General features: G+C 58.1%; 16 protein-coding genes and 1 pseudogene. 11 read left to right on the forward strand and 6 right to left on the reverse strand.

Features of this window, described 5'->3' with window-relative positions:
* Window positions 1-105: 105 nt before the first annotated feature.
* From AAAB35_RS22325 to AAAB35_RS22340, 4 genes and pseudogenes are all read right to left on the reverse strand, one after another.
* Window positions 106-546, reverse strand: a complete 441-nt coding sequence (locus AAAB35_RS22325; protein WP_340670467.1) for a CBS domain-containing protein — start codon at window positions 544-546, stop codon at window positions 106-108.
* 45 nt (window positions 547-591) lie between these two features.
* On the reverse strand, window positions 592-1,158 hold the full coding sequence (locus AAAB35_RS22330) for an NADH-quinone oxidoreductase subunit I (RefSeq protein ID WP_340670468.1): 567 nt from the start codon (window positions 1,156-1,158) through the stop codon (window positions 592-594).
* A gap of 39 nt (window positions 1,159-1,197) precedes the next feature.
* Window positions 1,198-2,175 (reverse strand): annotated as a pseudogene (gene nuoH / locus AAAB35_RS22335) (NADH-quinone oxidoreductase subunit NuoH); the annotation flags it as partial.
* A 282-nt stretch (window positions 2,176-2,457) separates the two neighbouring features.
* Window positions 2,458-3,381 (reverse strand): LysR family transcriptional regulator, encoded by a 924-nt coding sequence (locus tag AAAB35_RS22340; RefSeq protein WP_340670469.1) that lies wholly within the window; start codon window positions 3,379-3,381, stop codon window positions 2,458-2,460.
* A gap of 221 nt (window positions 3,382-3,602) precedes the next feature.
* On the opposite strand from AAAB35_RS22340, the gene lysA reads away from it, so the two are divergent.
* From lysA to AAAB35_RS22390, 10 genes are all read left to right on the forward strand, one after another.
* Entirely contained in the window at window positions 3,603-4,970 is a 1,368-nt protein-coding gene (lysA, locus tag AAAB35_RS22345; protein WP_340670470.1) for a diaminopimelate decarboxylase, read from the forward strand.
* 127 nt (window positions 4,971-5,097) lie between these two features.
* Entirely contained in the window at window positions 5,098-6,684 is a 1,587-nt protein-coding gene (locus AAAB35_RS22350) for an ABC transporter substrate-binding protein (RefSeq protein ID WP_340670471.1), read from the forward strand.
* Between the two features lie 134 nt (window positions 6,685-6,818).
* Window positions 6,819-7,757, forward strand: coding sequence for an ABC transporter permease (locus AAAB35_RS22355; protein WP_340670472.1), 939 nt, complete (start codon window positions 6,819-6,821; stop codon window positions 7,755-7,757).
* Window positions 7,754-8,644 (forward strand): ABC transporter permease, encoded by an 891-nt coding sequence (locus tag AAAB35_RS22360; protein ID WP_340670473.1) that lies wholly within the window; start codon window positions 7,754-7,756, stop codon window positions 8,642-8,644. Before AAAB35_RS22355 ends, AAAB35_RS22360 begins: the two co-directional genes overlap by 4 nt.
* Window positions 8,645-8,669: 25 nt before the next feature.
* Window positions 8,670-9,653 (forward strand): ABC transporter ATP-binding protein, encoded by a 984-nt coding sequence (locus AAAB35_RS22365; RefSeq protein ID WP_340670474.1) that lies wholly within the window; start codon window positions 8,670-8,672, stop codon window positions 9,651-9,653.
* Window positions 9,650-10,624 carry an oligopeptide/dipeptide ABC transporter ATP-binding protein gene (locus AAAB35_RS22370; protein ID WP_340670475.1) on the forward strand — a complete coding sequence of 325 codons (975 nt, stop codon included), beginning with the start codon at window positions 9,650-9,652 and terminating at the stop codon, window positions 10,622-10,624. Before AAAB35_RS22365 ends, AAAB35_RS22370 begins: the two co-directional genes overlap by 4 nt.
* A 32-nt stretch (window positions 10,625-10,656) precedes the next feature.
* Window positions 10,657-11,169: a L,D-transpeptidase family protein gene (locus tag AAAB35_RS22375; protein WP_340670476.1), complete on the forward strand. Its 513-nt coding sequence runs from the start codon at window positions 10,657-10,659 to the stop codon at window positions 11,167-11,169.
* Window positions 11,170-11,310: 141 nt separating this feature from the next.
* Window positions 11,311-12,879, forward strand: coding sequence for a D-aminopeptidase (locus tag AAAB35_RS22380; protein WP_340670477.1), 1,569 nt, complete (start codon window positions 11,311-11,313; stop codon window positions 12,877-12,879).
* Window positions 12,880-13,283: 404 nt separating this feature from the next.
* On the forward strand, window positions 13,284-13,610 hold the full coding sequence (locus AAAB35_RS22385; protein ID WP_340670478.1) for a hypothetical protein: 327 nt from the start codon (window positions 13,284-13,286) through the stop codon (window positions 13,608-13,610).
* 485 nt (window positions 13,611-14,095) lie between these two features.
* Window positions 14,096-14,953, forward strand: coding sequence for a universal stress protein (locus AAAB35_RS22390; RefSeq protein WP_340670479.1), 858 nt, complete (start codon window positions 14,096-14,098; stop codon window positions 14,951-14,953).
* Window positions 14,954-15,043: 90 nt separating this feature from the next.
* Here AAAB35_RS22390 and AAAB35_RS22395 read toward each other — a convergent pair whose 3' ends face one another.
* The gene (locus AAAB35_RS22395) at window positions 15,044-16,312 is read right to left on the reverse strand and encodes a DUF2254 domain-containing protein (protein ID WP_340670480.1); all 1,269 of its coding nucleotides are present in this window, start codon (window positions 16,310-16,312) and stop codon (window positions 15,044-15,046) included.
* Window positions 16,313-17,265: 953 nt separating this feature from the next.
* On the opposite strand from AAAB35_RS22395, the gene AAAB35_RS22400 reads away from it, so the two are divergent.
* Window positions 17,266-17,544, forward strand: coding sequence for a hypothetical protein (locus tag AAAB35_RS22400; RefSeq protein WP_340670481.1), 279 nt, complete (start codon window positions 17,266-17,268; stop codon window positions 17,542-17,544).
* Between the two features lie 52 nt (window positions 17,545-17,596).
* Here AAAB35_RS22400 and AAAB35_RS22405 read toward each other — a convergent pair.
* Window positions 17,597-17,777: hypothetical protein (locus AAAB35_RS22405; protein ID WP_340670482.1), on the reverse strand; the 181-nt coding region annotated here is incomplete at its 5' end.

Genomic DNA, 17,777 nt, shown 5'->3' on the forward strand with positions numbered 1-17,777 from the left:
CAGGCCTCAAGACCGACACGAGCGTCAGCCGCAGCTGAGGAGAGAAAGAGGTGCCGAGACGCTGCCCGGCCCCACCTGCAAAAAGTCTGAACGCAGTCGCGGCACTCAGTGATAGCCAGTTCCGGCAATATAATCGGACAGAAACCGTTCATTGTGCAACGATTCCTCGAGCCGATGCTTGACCACGTCGCCAATACTAAGCACCCCGATGGCGGTGTCGCCGTCCATGACGACGACATGGCGCGTGCGTCGCTTGGTCATGATTGCCATTACGTGAGGCAGCCCATCTTCGGTTGAACAGGTCGCGATACTGCGGTTCATGATATCGCTCACGCGCATCGTGGCTGCCTCGGCGCCGTACTCAGCCATTGCGTTGCAGCAGTCTCGTTCGGATAACATGCCAAGGTATTCTCCCGTTCGACGGCTAACGAGCACGAAGCCGATGTTATTCTCCCGAAACAGCCGCAGGACTTCCACCATCGTCTGACCCGGAGCAACGGCGATGACCCCCGGAGCCTTATTTTTCAAGATATGGCAGATAAGCATCTGCACCTCCTCTCTGCGTGCCTCGGCTCGAGCGTCGGCGCGCCATCATGTTCGTCGGATATTGCGCCACCAGTTATATCCATGTGGCGCAATCGTCTCGACCAGTACACCATCGTCGGTGTTGAGGCGTGCGGCAACGACGCCACTACCTGTCGCCGCCTTGGCCGGTTTGCCGAGGAGATTGTCCCGCCCAACAACCAGATCAGACGAAGAAAAACTCGAGAACTCGTACTGCTGGCCAAGTGCAATCGCGTCAGCTGGACAAGCGTCCTCGCACAATCCGCAGAACAGGCACCGGGCCATGTCGATCTCGAATTTCGCGGGGCGGCGGTTTCCCTTGTCGTCCTCGTAGGGGACGACTTCGATGCAATCGCAAGGACATATCCGCGCGCAAAGTTCGCAGGCCACGCATTTGATCTCGCCCTCTTTGTCGCGCTTGAGGAAATGATGCCCGCGGTAACGCGAGTAGGGCAACCATTTCTCCTTATCCGGATACTGCATCGTCACGGATCTAGAGAACATGTAACCGAAGGTCAGAGCCAAGGCGTTCGCCAGATCGGCGAAGAAAGCCCATCCGATCCATGTTCCAACCCTGTCCCATGCGCGCGACATCGCCGCCTCGCTGCGGAGCCGTTGCGGCCCCTAAAAGGAAATGACACCGGTTATAATTATGTTCGCAATAGACAGAGGAAGCAAGACTATCCACCCGAACGCCATGAGCTGGTCGTAACGGTAGCGTGGGAAAGTGAAGCGGAACCAGATAAACAAATAGACGAAAAAAGCGACCTTGAGCAGAAACCACAGGAGCGGCGGCAATGGGACCAGTATGCCGTTCCAGCCGCCGAAGAACAGGATCACCACCAGGACTGACACCAGCAACACGATGGCATATTCGCTCACCATGAACAACGCAAAGCGAATGCCGCTGTATTCGGTATGGAACCCGGCCCCAAGGTCGCCTTCCGCTTCGGCAAGATCGAAGGGAATGCGCTGGGCTTCGGCAAGTCCGGCGACGAAGAACACAAAGAAACCGACCGGCTGGTAGACGATGTTCCAGACGTTTTCCTGGGCGCGCACGATATCAAGCAGGCTCATGGATTGCGCCAACATCACGACACCGATGACCGCAAACCCCATCGGGATCTCGTAGCTGATCATTTGCGCGCAGGTCCTGAGGCTGCCCAGCACAGCATATTTGCTGTTGGCGGCCCAGCCCCCGAAAATGACGCCATAGACCTCGATCCCCATTACCGCGAAGACGAAAAGCAGTGCCACATTCATGTTCGATAGGTAGAGCGGGATATCGGTGCCGAAAACCGGGATGGTCTCGCCGAAGGGGATTGCGACGAATACTACAAAGGGCGGGGTCAGAGCCAGGATTGGTGCCAGTTTAAAAAGGAAGCGATCGGCCTCGGCCGGGATGTGGTCCTCTTTGGTCAAGAGCTTGATCCCGTCTGCAATCGGCTGCAGTAACCCGTGCCACCCCACACGCATGGGCCCCATCCTTTGCTGGATGTGCCCGGCGATCTTGCGTTCGAGCCAGGTTAGCGGCAAAGGCAACAGCAGCAGGATCGCAATGAGGAACGCGACCTTCAGGACGATTAGGCCAAGGGAGACGATAAGCTCCATGATCCCACTTGCTTGTTGAAGCGGTCGCAGTGCGCAGCTGGACCGTGGCTCCGGCTGCACAGTTGTCAACCTTCGGCATGCGCACTTTGTCTGTCCACAACTTACAACGGCGGCGCACCGCATGCAACGCTGACACAAATGTCACCGACCACGCCGGACACGAGCAGGCGTGTTGGCGCAAGATCTACGTTTCATAACCCACATCGGTGTGGATCGTCCCGCAACGTCGGCGAGAGCGTCGAGAACGCGGGTTCCCATCGTTCAGATGTGAGCCGCGATCGCTCAACCCTTGTCCATCGCAGACTGCAATGTTGCCCGCATCTCGCTGGCAACCTCGATCAGGACGGCTGTGAATTTTTCCGCAAGTGTTGTTCCCGTTTTTCGGGCCGGGCGCCAGACTGCAAGCGCATACGGGACACTGACGCTGAACCTTCGCAGGACGATGCCCTTACCCAGATAGTTCGCGGCGGTCAGCGGATTGATGATCGACACGCCCAATCCGACTGAAACCATCGAGCACACGCTTGCCGCCGTGGTCGTTTCAATGGCGTAGCTGCGCGACACACCCGCCGCGAAGAATATGTCATCCAGTTTCCTTCTGTACGGGTCATCCTGCGAAAAATATACGAATGGAACACTATCAAAATCGGCCGGTTCGAGGATCCTTTTGGACGAAAGCGAATGGCCCATCGGCAAGACGCATACCTGTTCGCCGACCTCGATGCGCTGCGAGATGACCCCCTGATGTTCGAATCGCCCCTCAGTCACCCCCAAATCGAACACTGTCGTGACCATTTCATGCTGCAACGACAGTTCCTCGAGTGAGTGAAGGGAAAGATGAATTGCAGGCCGATACTTCAACAGCCGCTGCGCAACTCGGGGAATGATGGCCTCGGCATAGGCGGGGATGGTCGCGATGCGGCAGTTCGCAGCGTTGTGCGTTCGGATCGCGGACGCCGCCCGGCTAATTTCTTCCATGCCGACGAACGATCTGCGCACGACTTCATGCAGAAGCAGCGCCTGGTTTGTTGGTGTCAGGCGCTTGCCAAAGCGCAAGAAAAGGTCGAAACCGATCCGGTGTTCCATGTCGCGCAGCTCGCGGCTTATTGTTGGTTGCGACGTACCCAACGCTGCTGCCGCGGCCGTCATGCTCTTGTTGATCATGATGGCGTTGAAGATTTCCATCTGACGCTGATTGAGCCGCATGGTTCAATATCTTTCTCGTTCTGGTCGGTCGGAAGCGCCATGTCTCGTCGCTTGCCGGTTCGAAGATATCCGCGCGGCGGATGCCACGAAATTGTGGACTAGGTTTCTGCCGCTTGCATATCAAAGCTGAATAAGACCGCCTTAGCAATTATTTCCCAAGAACCACGGGGTCTGGCATCGGTCTCTTGGGAAGAGACGATGCTGATATTCGTGATGGGCTAATGACAAAATCTGCGGGAGGGGCAAATGAGAAGGGAAACAACCGGCATTGGCTCGGGTATCGAGCGGGCGGACTGCATGTCGAGGATGTGCCCCTGAGCGCCGTGGCGACGGCTGTGCCAACACCATTTTACTGTTATTCCGCCAACGCCATCCGATCGGCCTATAAGAGTCTCGCCTCTGCTCTTGGCCCCAGCGACATCTCGATCTGTTTCGCGGTCAAGGCCAACAGCAACATCGCCGTGCTTGGCCTGCTTTCCGAACTCGGTTGCGGGATGGATATCGTTTCCGGTGGAGAGCTCGAGCGCGCTCTTGCCGCGAACGTACCGGCATCGAGAATAATATTCTCGGGGGTGGGAAAGACCCGCGCCGAAATTGCCCGCGCTCTTGAGGTCGGCATCCACCAGATCAACGTCGAGTCGGCAGCGGAAATCTCGGCGGTGGCTGGAGTTGCCCGCGCGCTTGGCAAGCGCGCCCCGGTAGCGCTGCGCGTCAATCCCGACGTCGATGCAAAAACGCACGCAAAAATTACGACGGCGACGAAGGAAAGCAAGTTTGGAATCCCGATCGGCGAAGTGGCCGACCTTTATGCCGAGGCAAAAGCGATGCCGGAACTGGAGGTCGTGGGCCTTGCCGTTCACATTGGATCGCAAATCCAGGACATGTCGCCATTTCGACGCGCTTTTTCGACAATGGCCGATCTGGTAACGTTCATGCGCGAGAGGGGGCTCGGTGTGCCGCGCCTTGATCTTGGCGGCGGAATCGGAATCGCTTCCGAGGACGACGCAGGCCCGGACATAGCGGAATATGCTATGATTATCGCTGAGACGGTCAGTCATCTTGGCTGCGAGATATCGGTGGAACCGGGTCGATGGCTGGTCGGCCGGGCGGGATTGCTGGTGACGGAGCTACTATACCTAAAGGGAATGCAGGATGGATGCACGGCGATCCTGGATGTCGGGATGAATGACCTGATGCGTCCCGCGCTCTATGATGCGCGCCATCCGGTCCTGGCGCTCCACGAGCCGCGCACGGATCAGGCGGCGCCATCTTACACCCTGGTGGGGCCGATCTGCGAGAGCTCCGATAAGTTCGGGGCCTATGATGGGCTTGGTGAACTGCGCGAGGGCGATCTGCTGGCCTTCGATTGTGCGGGCGCCTACGGCGCCTCAATGGCGTCGACATACAACTCTCGCGATCTGGTGGCCGAGGTACTTGTGGAAGGCGGCCGGTTCCGGACGATCCGCAGTAGACAAGATATTCGCGCGATGCTCAGGCTCGAGCAAGCGGGAACATGGCAGCTTCCGGCTCTGAAGGAGCGGGAAGCGAGCGGAATTGTCCAGCGGGCGGCGCGCCCAGGCCGAAGGTGACAATCGGCACGAGGCGAACTCGAAACTAATCCGGAAACGGAACAGTCGGGCAAGCGCAGCGATCTGAATAGATCGTGCACGTTTATCCGAATTGGGGAACAAAGAAAAAAGGAAGAAGGAAGGTTAAATGCTCAATAAGGTTAAATTTCTGATGGCGACGGGGCTTGTCACGCTTGCCCTGTCCTCGCCAACGCTCGCGGCCGATCACGTGTTGCGGATCGCCTATCCGGAGGATCCGAAGACCGTCGACGTTCAGAAAACGCAGGATTTCTATACGCTGCCGCTGAATGTTTACGACCGGCTCATCGAAGCCGAAACAAGCGGCCCCGGCCAATCGAAGCTGGTGCCCGGGCTTGCCGAGAGCTGGGAGGTCTCGGACGATGGCAAGACCTATACGTTCCATCTGCGCAAGGGTGTCCTTTTCCACAACGGAGAGGAGCTGACGGCCGATGATGTCGTCTACACCTTCGACCGGATGCTCGACCCGAAGACCAAGGCACTCAGCACGGATATTCTCAACTTTGTCGATGGTGCCACCGAGCGCCTGGATGGAAGCGCCACCACGGTCCCCGGATTGCAGGCAGTGGACAAATACACCGTCAAGATCGTCCTGAAGGAACCCTATGCAGCGTTCACCGCGCTCCTCGCCAGCCCCGGGGCTTCAATTTTCAACCGGAAGTTCACCGAACCGCTCGGCGAGCAGTACGGCCTCACGCCTGAAACGACCAACGGCACCGGTCCGTTCAAGCTGACGGAATACAACCTCAACGATAACCAGGTCCTTGAAGCCAACGAAAACTACTACCGGGGCCGCCCAAAGCTTGATCAGATCATCGTGCGCGTCGTCGCCGATTCGGAGACGCTGCGGCTTCTGTTCGAGTCCGATGAACTGGATGTCTTTGACGTCGACTACGCGCCGACGCAGCTTCCCTATTTCGCCAGCAGCGACCAGTGGAAAGACCAGGTCCGGTCCGGTCCACGCGTTGGGATGTACTATTACCACATCAATCAGGCCGTGAAGCCCTTCGACGACGTCCGCGTCCGCAAGGCGTTCCAGATGGCCATCAACCGCGAAGAGATTCTTCAGAAGAATTTCTATGGCAAGGGCATGATCGAGAACGGTGTTATGCCGCGCGGCGTGACCTGCTACGCGCCTGCCACGCCCATCGAGTACAATCCGGCCAAGGCAAAGCAACTTCTGGCCCAAGCCGGCTACCCCAACGGTGTGGACATTAACTTCGCCCAGGTCAGCAGCTGGTCTTCAAAATGGTCTGATATGAACCAGATTATTCAGGCTCAGATCAAGGAAGCCGGTTTCAACGCCCAGATCAAGACGATGGACGAGTCGGCCTATTTTGCCAGCCGCAAGGCCGGAACGGTCGACAACTATACCCAGAACTGGTCCGCTGATTTCAACGATCCGGACAACTTCTTCTACACGTTCTTCAGCAAGAGCGGGACGGCGGTTCGCGGTTACAACAACAACGATACCGAAGTCTTCGCAGCGCTCGACAAGGCGCGCTCAATGACCAATGCCGAGGAGCGCTGCGCACTCTATCAGAAGATGACCGATCGGATTGTACAGCAAGACGCGGCGTGGGTGCCGCTGTTCAGCCTCGATCATGCCTATGTCGTCCAACCGCGGGTGAAGAACTTCGTGGTGCCATGGAACGGCTGGAGCGACATGAGCTACTATCAGATGGAAGTCGAATAAGTCGCATCGACGTGGCGGGCGCTGTTTGATCAGCGCCCGCCTTGCGCCTTTCCGCTTATGACCACCGTCCTCTCTCTTGCACGGCCGACCTCGCAGCTCTCGTTCTGGCGAGGTCCAATGAAAGACCTCTTTCAATGCTGATCTTTGTGATAAAGCGCATTGCGGTGTCGATCCCTGTTCTGATCGCCATCACCGCGCTGCTTTTCATCATGCTCAACGTGATCCCCGGCGATCCTATCGCGCTCATGATGAAGGAACATGCGAGCGCCGAGGTGATCGACCGCGTCCGCGCCCAGATGCACCTCGATGATCCGCTCCTCACGCGGTATTTTAGGTTCCTCGTCGCCGCGCTCCAGGGCGATCTTGGCGTGTCGATCAAGCTCAACCGCGACGTGACGACACTTATCCTCAACGCCTTCCCCAACACGCTTTTCCTCACGGTCAGCGCAGCTATCGTCTCCTGGGTGATCGGCATCCCAGTCGGGGTTCTGTCGGCGGTGCGGCGGGGCTCGATCCTCGACCATTTCTTCATGGGCTTTTCGCTCCTGGGCGTGTCAATGCCGATCTTCTGGTCCGCCCTGCTCATGCAATACGTCTTCGCCCTGAAGCTGAAATGGTTGCCGGTATCAGGATTCTACGGATTTCAATACGTGATCATGCCTGCCCTTGTTCTCGGGTGGAGTTCTGCGGGCGTCATTGCACGTTTGACCCGCTCCAGCCTGCTTGAAGTGATGCGTCACGACTATATCCGTACGGCCCGCGCCAAGGGGCTTCGGGAAATCCTGGTGATCCGCAGGCATGCGCTCAAGAACGCGTTTATTCCCGTCGTGACGATCATGGCGATCCAGGTCGCGACCCTCCTGTCCGGCGCGGTCATCACCGAAGCGATCTTCGGCATTCCCGGCGTCGGGCGGATCTCCGTCAACGCCATTCAGGCGCGCGACATGCCGCTTTTGCAAGGATCGGTCCTCTTCGCTACCGCCCTCGTCATTCTGGGCAATCTTGTTGCCGATATCCTCTATGCCGTCCTCGACCCCCGCATTCGACACCAAATGAAGGGAGGATCGAAATGACGCAATTTGCCGAAACGACGGAAGACTTTGCCGAGGCAACCGAAAGCGACAGCTTCTTGCGCGATACGGTCAGGGTCTTCTGCCGGAACCGCATGGCGGTGATCGGGCTGGTCCTCGTCGGCGTTCTGGTCTTCGTGGCGATTTTTATTCCGCTGCTCAGCCCCCACGACCCCTACCGCGTCGCCATGGACGAACAGTTTTTGCCACCGTCCACCAGCTATTGGCTTGGAACGGACAATTTCGGCCGGGATCTGCTGACCCGGATGCTCTATGGCGCCCGGATCTCGTTGATCGTTGGCATCGTGCCGAGTTTCATTTCACTGATAATCGGCGCTGTCATGGGCATCGTCAGCGGCTATTTCGGGGGCAGGATCGAGTTCATCATCATGCGCCTGGCCGATACGATGCTCGCCTTCCCGTCGCTGCTTCTCGCGATGGTCGTCATGTACACGCTGGGTGCGAACCTTTTCAACATCTTCATCGCGTTGAGCCTTGTCGGCTGGGCCGGCGTGGCGCTGGTCGTGCGCTCCCAGACACTTGTCGTCAAGGAGAAGGAATTCATCGAGGCGGCGCGCGCAAACGGGACAAGCAAGGCGACGATCATGATCCGCCACATCTTTCCCAACGTCATCCCGACGCTGATCGTCCTGTTTTCTCTGAGCATTCCCGAGGCGATCATGTGGGAATCGAGCCTCAGCTTCCTCGGCGTGGGTGTCCAGCCGCCCGAGGCGAGCTGGGGCTTACTGGTGGCAAAGGGCAAGGAATATCTCTTCTCGGCACCGCTCGTCGCAATTTTGCCGGGGGTGGCGATCCTGATAACGGTGCTGGCATTCAATTTCGTCGGTGACGGGCTGCGAGACGCGCTCGATCCGTACATGAAGGACTGACGGCGCAGTGATGACGGAGGATAGCATGTTGCTAAGCGTGCGCAATCTGCGCACACAGTTCCAGACGCATAACGGCCCCGTCAAGGTTGTCGACGACGTTTCGTTCGACGTGGGCCGCGGCAAGATAGTCGGACTGGTGGGCGAATCCGGTTCCGGCAAGAGCATGACGGCGCTGTCACTGATGGGCCTGGTGCCGTCCCCACCGGGAAAGGTGAGCGCCGACAGCGTTGTACTCGACGGAACCGATCTGACGCGCCTTAGCAGCAACGAGATGCGGCTGAGGCGCGGCCGCGAAATCTCGATGGTCTTCCAGGAGCCGATGACGTCGTTGAACCCGGTCAAGACCATGGCGCAACAGGTTGGTGAGCCGCTAGCGATTCATACCGATCTGGGCCGGCGCGCTATTCGGGAGAAGGTTTTGCGCATGTTCGAAACCGTTGGCATACCGGAGCCGGCGGCGCGGCTCGATGTGTATCCCCACCAACTGTCGGGCGGGCTGCGTCAACGGGCGATGATCGCCATGGCGCTGATTTGCGAGCCGAAGCTGCTGATCGCGGACGAGCCGACAACGGCGCTGGATGTAACGACACAGGCGCAGATCCTGCGGCTGATGATAGCGCTGCGCGACAGGGTCGGCACTGCGATCGTTATGATAACGCACGATCTCGGCATCATCGCGGAGATGTGCGACGAGGTCAACGTGATGTATGCGGGCCAGATCGTGGAGCAGGCCGACGTCTTCGACCTTTTCGACCGGCCATCGCATCCCTATACAAGAGGGCTTCTCGCATCGATACCGAAGGCGACGGAAAAGCGCACTGCGGAACGCCTGAACAGCATTCCGGGCGTGGTACCCAATCTCGCGAAACTTCCCGCCGGCTGCAGGTTCAATCCCCGATGTAAAGACGCGATGCCGATATGCCGGGCACAAGAACCCAAACTGACGGACCTTGGCAATGGCCACAAGGTCCGCTGCTGGCTCCACGACAAACAGGGAGGAAAGCTTTGAGCGAAGTCCTCATTTCGGCCGACGGGCTCAGCAAGCATTACCCTGTCGGCACGGGTTTCTTCGGCTCGCAGGATCGCGTGATCCGCGCCGTGGACGGCGTAAGCCTGGATATATACGAGAGAGAGACGTTCGCGCTAGTGGGCGAGTCGGGCTGCGGCAAGACCACGCTTGGCCGCGTGATGCTGCGGCTCATCGATCGGACCGCGGGCACCGTGCGCTATCGCGGCCAGGATCTGCATGCCCTCAACGAAGGCGCCATGCGAGCGATGCGCAAGAAGCTCCAGATCGTCTTTCAGGATCCGTTCGCATCGCTCAATCCCCGGATGCGGGTCAAGGATATCCTTTCCGAGCCGCTGCGCACGCATGGCTTTGGAACCGCGGCGCAGATCGAGGAACGCTGCGGGGAACTGCTTGACATGGTCGGGCTGCGCCGACACCTGCTGCGCCGCTACCCGCACCAGTTCAGCGGTGGGCAGCGGCAGCGCATCGGCATCGCCCGCGCGCTCGCCAACAGTCCTGAGTTTGTAGTCTGCGACGAGGCCGTTTCGGCACTGGATGTCTCGATTCAGGCGCAGGTTCTCAATCTGCTTCAGGATCTTCAGGAGCAGTTGAAACTAACCTATCTGTTCATCACGCACGATCTGAGTGTGGTTCGTCAATTCGCCGACCGCGTCGGGGTGATGTTCCTAGGGCGGATGGTGGAGGTCGGAACGACGGAGGAGATATTCTCCAGTCCGCGCCATCCCTATACAATGTTCCTGATTTCGGCGGTTCCGCGCGCCGATCCGCATCAGAGAAATCGCGAAAGGCCGTTGCTTGTCGGCGACATTCCAAGCCCCATGAACTTGCCGCACGGATGCCGATTTCAGACGCGCTGCCCCTATGCGCAGGCGATCTGTCGGACGCAGGAACCACTCCTGTCTGACCGGGGCGGCCGGGCCGTCGCATGTCATTTTCCCCTGGAGACGTGACCGGGGTTTCCAGTGAGAGGAAGGAGCAAGGTGTGGATCTGATCGTAACGCGGGACGGGGACGGCTGGCAGGCCGAATATGGAGATAAGCGCTGGCGCTGCGCCGTCGGCCGCGGCGGGTTACGCACTATCAAGGTCGAGGGTGACGGTGCGAGCCCCGTCGGACGATGGCCAATCCGAAGGGTCTTGTATCGTGCCGATTTGATGGCCGCTCCGGCACCCCGTCTGCCCTGCCATCCAATCGAAAGGCTGGACGGCTGGTGCGACGACCCTTTGCACCCGAGCTACAACCGCCCGGTGCGATGCCCCTTCGAGGCCAGCCATGAGCAACTTTGGCGAGATGACGACCTCTATGATTGCATTGTCGTGTTGGGACACAATGACGACCCGCCAATCGCGGGAGCGGGCAGCGCGATCTTTCTGCACATTGCCAGGCCGAACTACGCGCCGACGGACGGCTGCGCGGCGCTTTCGAGGGAGGACCTGCTCGCCTTCCTGGCCGTGGCCGACCCTTCCACGCATCTGCGCTTTTGCGACGCGGCTTGATAGAGGCAACGGGCGCATCTCCTAGATCGGATCCCCACCCGGCACCATCGTAAAGACAACGCCCGTTAAAGCGGGCGTCGTTTTCTCCAGGGCGCCCGGGCTGACTTCAGGCGCAGACAACACAATAAGGCAATCGGGCAAATGACCCCTATCGACAACGCCGCGCTGGAGCGGATGCTCAATCTCCTGCCGCTTCGGTTCAAAGGACCGGGCGGTGTTGCGGGCGTGGTCAAGGATGGACGGGTCGTCGCCCGCCGTGCCTGGGGGTTTGCTGACATCTACCGCAGGCTGCCAATGACGGCTGCGACCCGCCTGCCGATCTGTTCGATCACCAAACAGTTCACCTGCGCGCTTCTGCTTGACCAATTTGATGATCTGACAGCGCTCAATCCGCGGGTCAGGGATTTCCTTCCAAATTATCGCGATGCCTTGCCAACGGTGAAGCAACTTTGCCACAACCAGTCGGGCGTGCGCGATTACTGGGCGCTGACGGTTTTGCAAGGTGCGGTGCCGGAAGCGGAGTTTCGCCGCAACGACGCACTGCCCCTTATCGCCAGGTCGAAAACCGGTCAATTTCGGCCGGGTGCGATGTATTCCTACAACAACGCCAACTTTCGCATACTGGCAGAACTGATCGAGCGTGGCACGGGCCGTGCCTTTGCGGATCTTCTGGGCGAGCGGATTTTTGCGCCGGCAGGCATGAAGACGGCCGTCCTCGCCCCCGATACCCGCTCTCCCGTCGATGATGTAGTCGGCTACGAGGGCAACGACGATGTCGGGTTCCTGCCGGCGCAGAGCGGCGTTTACTGGTTCGGCGACGCCGGTATCTCGGCCTCGCTCGACGATATGCTGGCCTGGGAAGCCTATATCGACGCGACACGTGACGATCCGGCCAGTCACTACAACCGTTTGTCAGCGCCGGTTCATTATCGTGACGGATCGCCTGCCAGCTACGGTTACGGTCTGCGCCGGGACAATGTGGGCGATTTGACGATCACAGGTCACGGCGGCGGGGTGCGTGGCTTCAGTTCGTATCGCCTCCACGCGGCGAAGGAGCGGCTCTCCGTCGTGGTAATGTTCAACCACGAAACCAGCACGTTCTCGGCCGTTGCCGCCCTCTTGGACGCCGCTCTTGGTCGTCTCAACCGGACCCGATGCGAACCTGTCCGTCCCGAAGACTGGGATGGGCTTTGGCTCGATGATGAACAGGGCATCATCCTCAGAACTGTTCAGGCTGGATCAGAGATCAGGCTTCACTATGGCCCTTCGCCCGCGCGGCTTACAGTCTCGGCCGACGGAATCGCCCGTGGCCAGGCGCTTTGTCTGCAAAAAAAGGGTGAGACACTCGTCATGCACCGCAATAGCGAAAACCTCCGCGTGGTCGCTCGCCGCCTCACGCCTGTGGAATGGGCCGACGGCGCGGGCCTCGCGGGCCGCTACTGGTCGGAGGAACTTGAAGCCTTTCTCGATATCGAAACGCGTGATGGCGCAACTTACGCGGTGTTTGAAGGCATGCTCGGAACGGGTCCTGTCGAGCGCATGTATGCCCTTGCCGAAGATATCTGGATCATCACCACGCGCCGTTCGATAGACGCCGCTCCACCTGGCGATTGGACCGTCCAGGTCCACCGGGACGCCGTCGCGTCCGTAACAGGTTTGACCGTTGGCTGCTGGCTCGCCCGAAAAATCACCTACCGGCCTAGTCAGTGATCACATCCGATCTGTTAGGTATAGGATATTTCACCAGCCGCTGCCGACCACAATGATGGCGATGCATGCCATGTCGGATTCCTTACGCCCGTCATCATCGCAATCAGCGCAATTTAAATGATGCGCAGTCACCGACGACACGCGAGGTCTGAACAGAAATGAACGTCTTCACGACTGAGGGTGGTCCGATGATCGAGCAAGGCTTGGTACACGACGAAACACCATTGTTACCGACTTAAGCGCACCGCGACAACGATCGTACTCGAAACACATGCCAGCCAGGCATGTCATCGCAAAGCGTCCCACATGGGCCATTGAATTGTTGGCCCATAGGCTGGAGCAAATGAGCGCACGATGTAAGGATAAGCTGGCCGGAATGGTGGACCTCGGTCAAGCAGGTTACTGTGCTGCGCGCAGGCGACAAGGCCGGCATCGGTGCCGTCCGTCGGATGAAATGGTCCACTGCGCTGCCTTATGACCTGACCTTTGACATGGAGACCATCAGAATAGAACCGCTGGCCATCATCGAGGGGAGAGCTTCCGGTGAGCTCGAAGGTCTCGGCCGATGGACGTTGCAAGCCGAGGGCCTGAAATGCAAAGTGCGCTATGACTGGATCGTCGACGTTACGAAGCCCTGGATGGTCAGGCTTTTGTTCATCCTGAAACCAGTCTCTAGCTGGAATCATGCCGTTGTCATGGAGCGCGTCCGGCGAGTCTTGCGCATCGCTTAGCCGGTGAAACCTGAAATGTCGGTCCGTTGTTATTCTCAACGCCCTGAACGCGCGCCATCACGAGAATTCTTGCCATCCGCCGAAGGTTCGGGCCACTGCCACGTGCTGGATCAATCTATTCCTGTATCCGCGGCGCGCGTGAGCAGCTTTTCCAGGCAACACGGCAATTTTCGGTAGAGTCACTGCCCAATGGCGCCGTGCATTGGATCATCGATAGTGCCAGGACGACCGCCATACCCCGATGCAAATGGATTTACCAAAGGGAATTGGCTGGATCGTGCGAACCCCATAGCGGAGACTGCTGGATCCGTTCGACTGGCGGGATGAGTAGTATGCCCGCATGACGCTTGAAGTTAGCCGTCTCACGGTCAAGTCTTCGAAGAGCCGGAGCCAAATGAAATTTTGAACGACTTGACCAAAAATCAAGATACTATTGCAAAATTAATATGCGCACGATGCAGCATGATAGCCAGGGGAGCGTCAATATGGAACATATACTCGTGGCAATGGATGTCAGCGAGGTATCGGATCGAGCCTTCGAAAGAGCGCTGCAACTGGCGCAGGCGCATGACGTTAAGCTGACCGTCATGCATGTCATCGATGAGAAGAAATTGGATCGTGATCTTGATCCCGGCATGGAAGACCAGCTAATCGAACAGGCCAGGATAGAGCTTTGCCGCCATTGGGCAAATCTGTCCGAGCTGGAAGCCGAGCGCATCAGCCTCACCGTCAAGACAGGTTCGGTTTGGAAGGATATTTTGGCCGAAGTTGAGACCAGGAAGGTCGGTCTCATCGTGCTGGGCTTGCACCATCCAACGACGAAGGATCGTTTCATTGGTACAAAAGCCAGCCATATTGTCTGTAACAGCATCGTTCCGGTCCTGGTCGTGAAAGACAAACCCGCAGGCCCTTACCGTTCGGTCGTGGCCGCGACGGACTTCTCGTCCTCTTCGGAACACGCCCTGAGCGTAGGGCTTGAACTTGCGCCTGACGCCGCCTTTTGCCTACTGCATGTTTTTCAGACGCCGTTCTCGAGTCGTATCAAATTGAACGCCGAGCAGCTGGCTGAATACGAGCGTCCCTTGATCGAGAAATCGCAGCAAGAATCCAGTGCTGCCACGGATGCATATGTGAAACGACATGGAAAGTTAAAGGCGTCCATCACCCCAAAGGTCGAACGCGGCGAAACTGCGACGGGCATTGGCAAGATTGTTGATGAACAGAACGCCGATTTGCTGGTCATGGGCACCCATAGTCGCAGCGGCATTGTCGGGAGCATGATTGGCAGCTATGCGATTGGGTTCCTCAATGCTCCGCCTTGCGACGTATTGGTATCGCGATAAGGGTGGCGGAGCCTCGCACGTTGCTGTTTCCGGTCAGGCCCCCCAAAGCGCAGCGGCCACATCGCCGGCTTGCCCCAGTGGTTTGGATTGTCATGCTTCCGCAGAGCCGCCCAGACCTTGCGTGTCGGCGATACGCGCGAGCACTGCGTCTTCAGGTAATAGGTAGACTTTGTCAATTGTCCGGTCGAGGAGATCGCGCTCGATCCGCAACGCGGCTTTCCGACTTTCCGGCAAGTCTTCCTCAAGATTATTGATCATAGCGCGCAACCTCCTCGCGATCTGAAGGTTTTCTGCGCCATAGATCCGAATCTCGCGACACGTCAGGTGCACGAAATCCTCCCAGTTTGGCGTTGGAAACACCACGCGCAGTTGTCCCTGGGCATCGTAGATGTATTCATTTCGCAGTTCGCGCCCGCCAACGCTTCGCAGCAAACGATGCAGCTGATCAATTGCAAGCACAGCTGTTGTCGGATCGTTAATCGCCTTCGAAAGCGCCTTTGTGGCGATATCGACAATGACCCTGAAGGCGAAGGTGGGATCCTGTTCGATGGTTCGCTCGCGCCCGAAGGCGACGCTATTGCGAAGGTGCTTGCCCGGAATTGCCCTGGCGCCGCCATAGAGGCGGAACAGCGTCTGTCCGTACGAGACAAAGTCGCCGATGCGGGCGGCAAGCTCGATAATGCCATCGCTCCGCCGTGCGCGGGCCGTCAGGCCCTTCAAATCGACAGCGAGAATGATGGCCGAACTGCCGGTATGCGAAACGACGCAATCCGAGGGCTCGCGCGCTTCTGGCGGCGGAGGTTCATCTTTGTCATCCAGTTGAGAGGCAGGATACACGGCCTCAAGCACGGCGAAACCTTGCTCAGCAACGAGATGGATGATGCTAACGGGACGCAATAACCGGGCGGAATAGTCAATGAAATAGAGGAAGGCTGCCAGCGACAGAACGCCCAGGACCCCCGAAATCCAAACGATGAGAGGCGGAGCCGACGCGTTTACGCGACTTATCACGCCGATGGCAAAGAGCAGCGTGAAGATAAACAACCCCACCGTGAAGCGGATGACGTTGTCACGCAACAGTGTGGTCGCGATAATCCGGGGCGTCAATTGCCCGCTGGCAATTTGTATGGCTACAAGCAGCGAGCCGAACGTGAAGACGATGAACGAAAGTGCCAGGCTGACGATTGCCTGCATTGCCGCAATGGTGCCCTCGGTCCCGAGTGGCCACGGCGGGATCCAGTCGATCCATTCGTCGAACGCAAGCATCGCGCGAAAGAATATTTGCTGCAGGACGAGTGCGAAAAACGGCACGATCCACAATGACGATCGCATGTAGCTCTTGAGCGCGTACAACTTCATTTGGTCCCACGCCTTCTCTCGAATGACTGACCGACCTGATGCCCGATAACCTTTCGGTTGTTCGACCACGACGATCTAATCTATTGGCAAGGGCACCTTCGGTCAGGCAATGACAAAACTCAACCAGATTAGCCAAGCCGATAAGCAATGCTGAAAATGCGAACGTGTCTGTCAGGGGGAACAGATGTTGCTCTGACCCCAACTTAGTGTCAAATTCAACCGAAGCCGGTCATGCTTGGTGGTCCCAGGCGGCGTTGGGATCCAAGACGTCGGCAGGGATCACCCGGTTGACGCCACCCGGCAGCCGCAAGCGCCGGGGTCACGCCGCGGGCTACAGCCTGAAGGGGCGTTCAAACGAACGACATGACGGCAGTCCCCGGTTGTTGTAGCTATCGCAATGCTATCGGGCTTTTGGACGAAGGCTTTTGGCGACCGCCCAGAAATTGACATCACTTCCGCCGGCTTCCAGCAGGGCAACACGGTAATTGCCAGCCGGTTCGTCAGTATGAAGTCTGCCGAGCCTGCACCAACGATAACATACTCGAATTCGTCTACCACCTGAAGGTATCTGCGAGCTGAGCTCTCTGCCGATTATAGAGCTGTGGTTCGGGCGTCATCGTCTATTTCAAAACTGAATGACATACCAGTCCTTACATTAGACAGGCGACAAGCGATATGGACAACAACCGGTTCGTTTGCCGCCGAACCATCTGCCCCCTTCGGCACGCAAACCATTGTTTCGCCTGCGTAGCACCGCTTCGTCGTGCGGAATATACCCGCCGTACACACCCAGATGGTGCTGGCAGGCTTGAAACGAGGATGTGCGAAAGGTAGTCCGCAAAATATCCGGCCAGGTTCACCGATCACACCTTACAGGCGGACAGCCTTGAGTGATTTTACTGGCTGTCATTCGAAGGCCGGAGTATACCTAAGGCAAACACGCGGTAGGTCGAATGAGTAGAAATCTCGCCTTTGTAACGCCTTTGTGCGTGGCGCTCATCGCGGCCGCGCCAGGCGAACCCGCGCACAAGCAGCGTGCCGCCGATGCGTGTATTGCTGCACTGGAGAAAAAGGGTCACAAACCACGCGAAGGCTTTGCGCTGAAGACGAGGTTTACTGGAGAAACGCGCATCCTGGTTAGTGGCAAGCTCAGTTTAGGAGATCCTGGAATATTCTTTGTTTGCGAGACGCGCAACAACAACGTGATATCCATAAGAATAGGCAAGCGCTGAACTATCCAAGGATCGCCAAAGCGAGACAAGGCAGTCAAAACGTCAGTGCGTTTCAATAGTTTGCAAGGCGCCGATGGATCGCTTCCAACGGCAACAAACCACCCTTCTCGTGTCCACAAGCGGTAAGCCCATGATAATTGCAGAGCTTCAATTTGGATGCTGCAATGCCCTCTTCAGGAGCGAAATCCTCGCGGACATTATAGGATGGCCAAAACGTCATCGAGAGCTGCGAG

Source organism: Phyllobacterium sp. (assembly GCF_037994425.1).
GTDB lineage: Bacteria > Pseudomonadota > Alphaproteobacteria > Rhizobiales > Rhizobiaceae > Phyllobacterium.

Coding starts and splice junctions, on each gene's coding strand:
- AAAB35_RS22325 (WP_340670467.1), bottom strand. CDS start 546: ATGCTTATCTGCCATATCTTGAAAAATAAGGCTCCGGGGGTCATCGCC.
- AAAB35_RS22330 (WP_340670468.1), bottom strand. CDS start 1,158: ATGTCGCGCGCATGGGACAGGGTTGGAACATGGATCGGATGGGCTTTC.
- AAAB35_RS22340 (WP_340670469.1), bottom strand. CDS start 3,381: ATGCGGCTCAATCAGCGTCAGATGGAAATCTTCAACGCCATCATGATC.
- lysA (WP_340670470.1), top strand. CDS start 3,603: ATGACAAAATCTGCGGGAGGGGCAAATGAGAAGGGAAACAACCGGCAT.
- AAAB35_RS22350 (WP_340670471.1), top strand. CDS start 5,098: ATGCTCAATAAGGTTAAATTTCTGATGGCGACGGGGCTTGTCACGCTT.
- AAAB35_RS22355 (WP_340670472.1), top strand. CDS start 6,819: ATGCTGATCTTTGTGATAAAGCGCATTGCGGTGTCGATCCCTGTTCTG.
- AAAB35_RS22360 (WP_340670473.1), top strand. CDS start 7,754: ATGACGCAATTTGCCGAAACGACGGAAGACTTTGCCGAGGCAACCGAA.
- AAAB35_RS22365 (WP_340670474.1), top strand. CDS start 8,670: ATGTTGCTAAGCGTGCGCAATCTGCGCACACAGTTCCAGACGCATAAC.
- AAAB35_RS22380 (WP_340670477.1), top strand. CDS start 11,311: ATGACCCCTATCGACAACGCCGCGCTGGAGCGGATGCTCAATCTCCTG.
- AAAB35_RS22390 (WP_340670479.1), top strand. CDS start 14,096: ATGGAACATATACTCGTGGCAATGGATGTCAGCGAGGTATCGGATCGA.
- AAAB35_RS22395 (WP_340670480.1), bottom strand. CDS start 16,312: ATGAAGTTGTACGCGCTCAAGAGCTACATGCGATCGTCATTGTGGATC.
- AAAB35_RS22400 (WP_340670481.1), top strand. CDS start 17,266: ATGAGTAGAAATCTCGCCTTTGTAACGCCTTTGTGCGTGGCGCTCATC.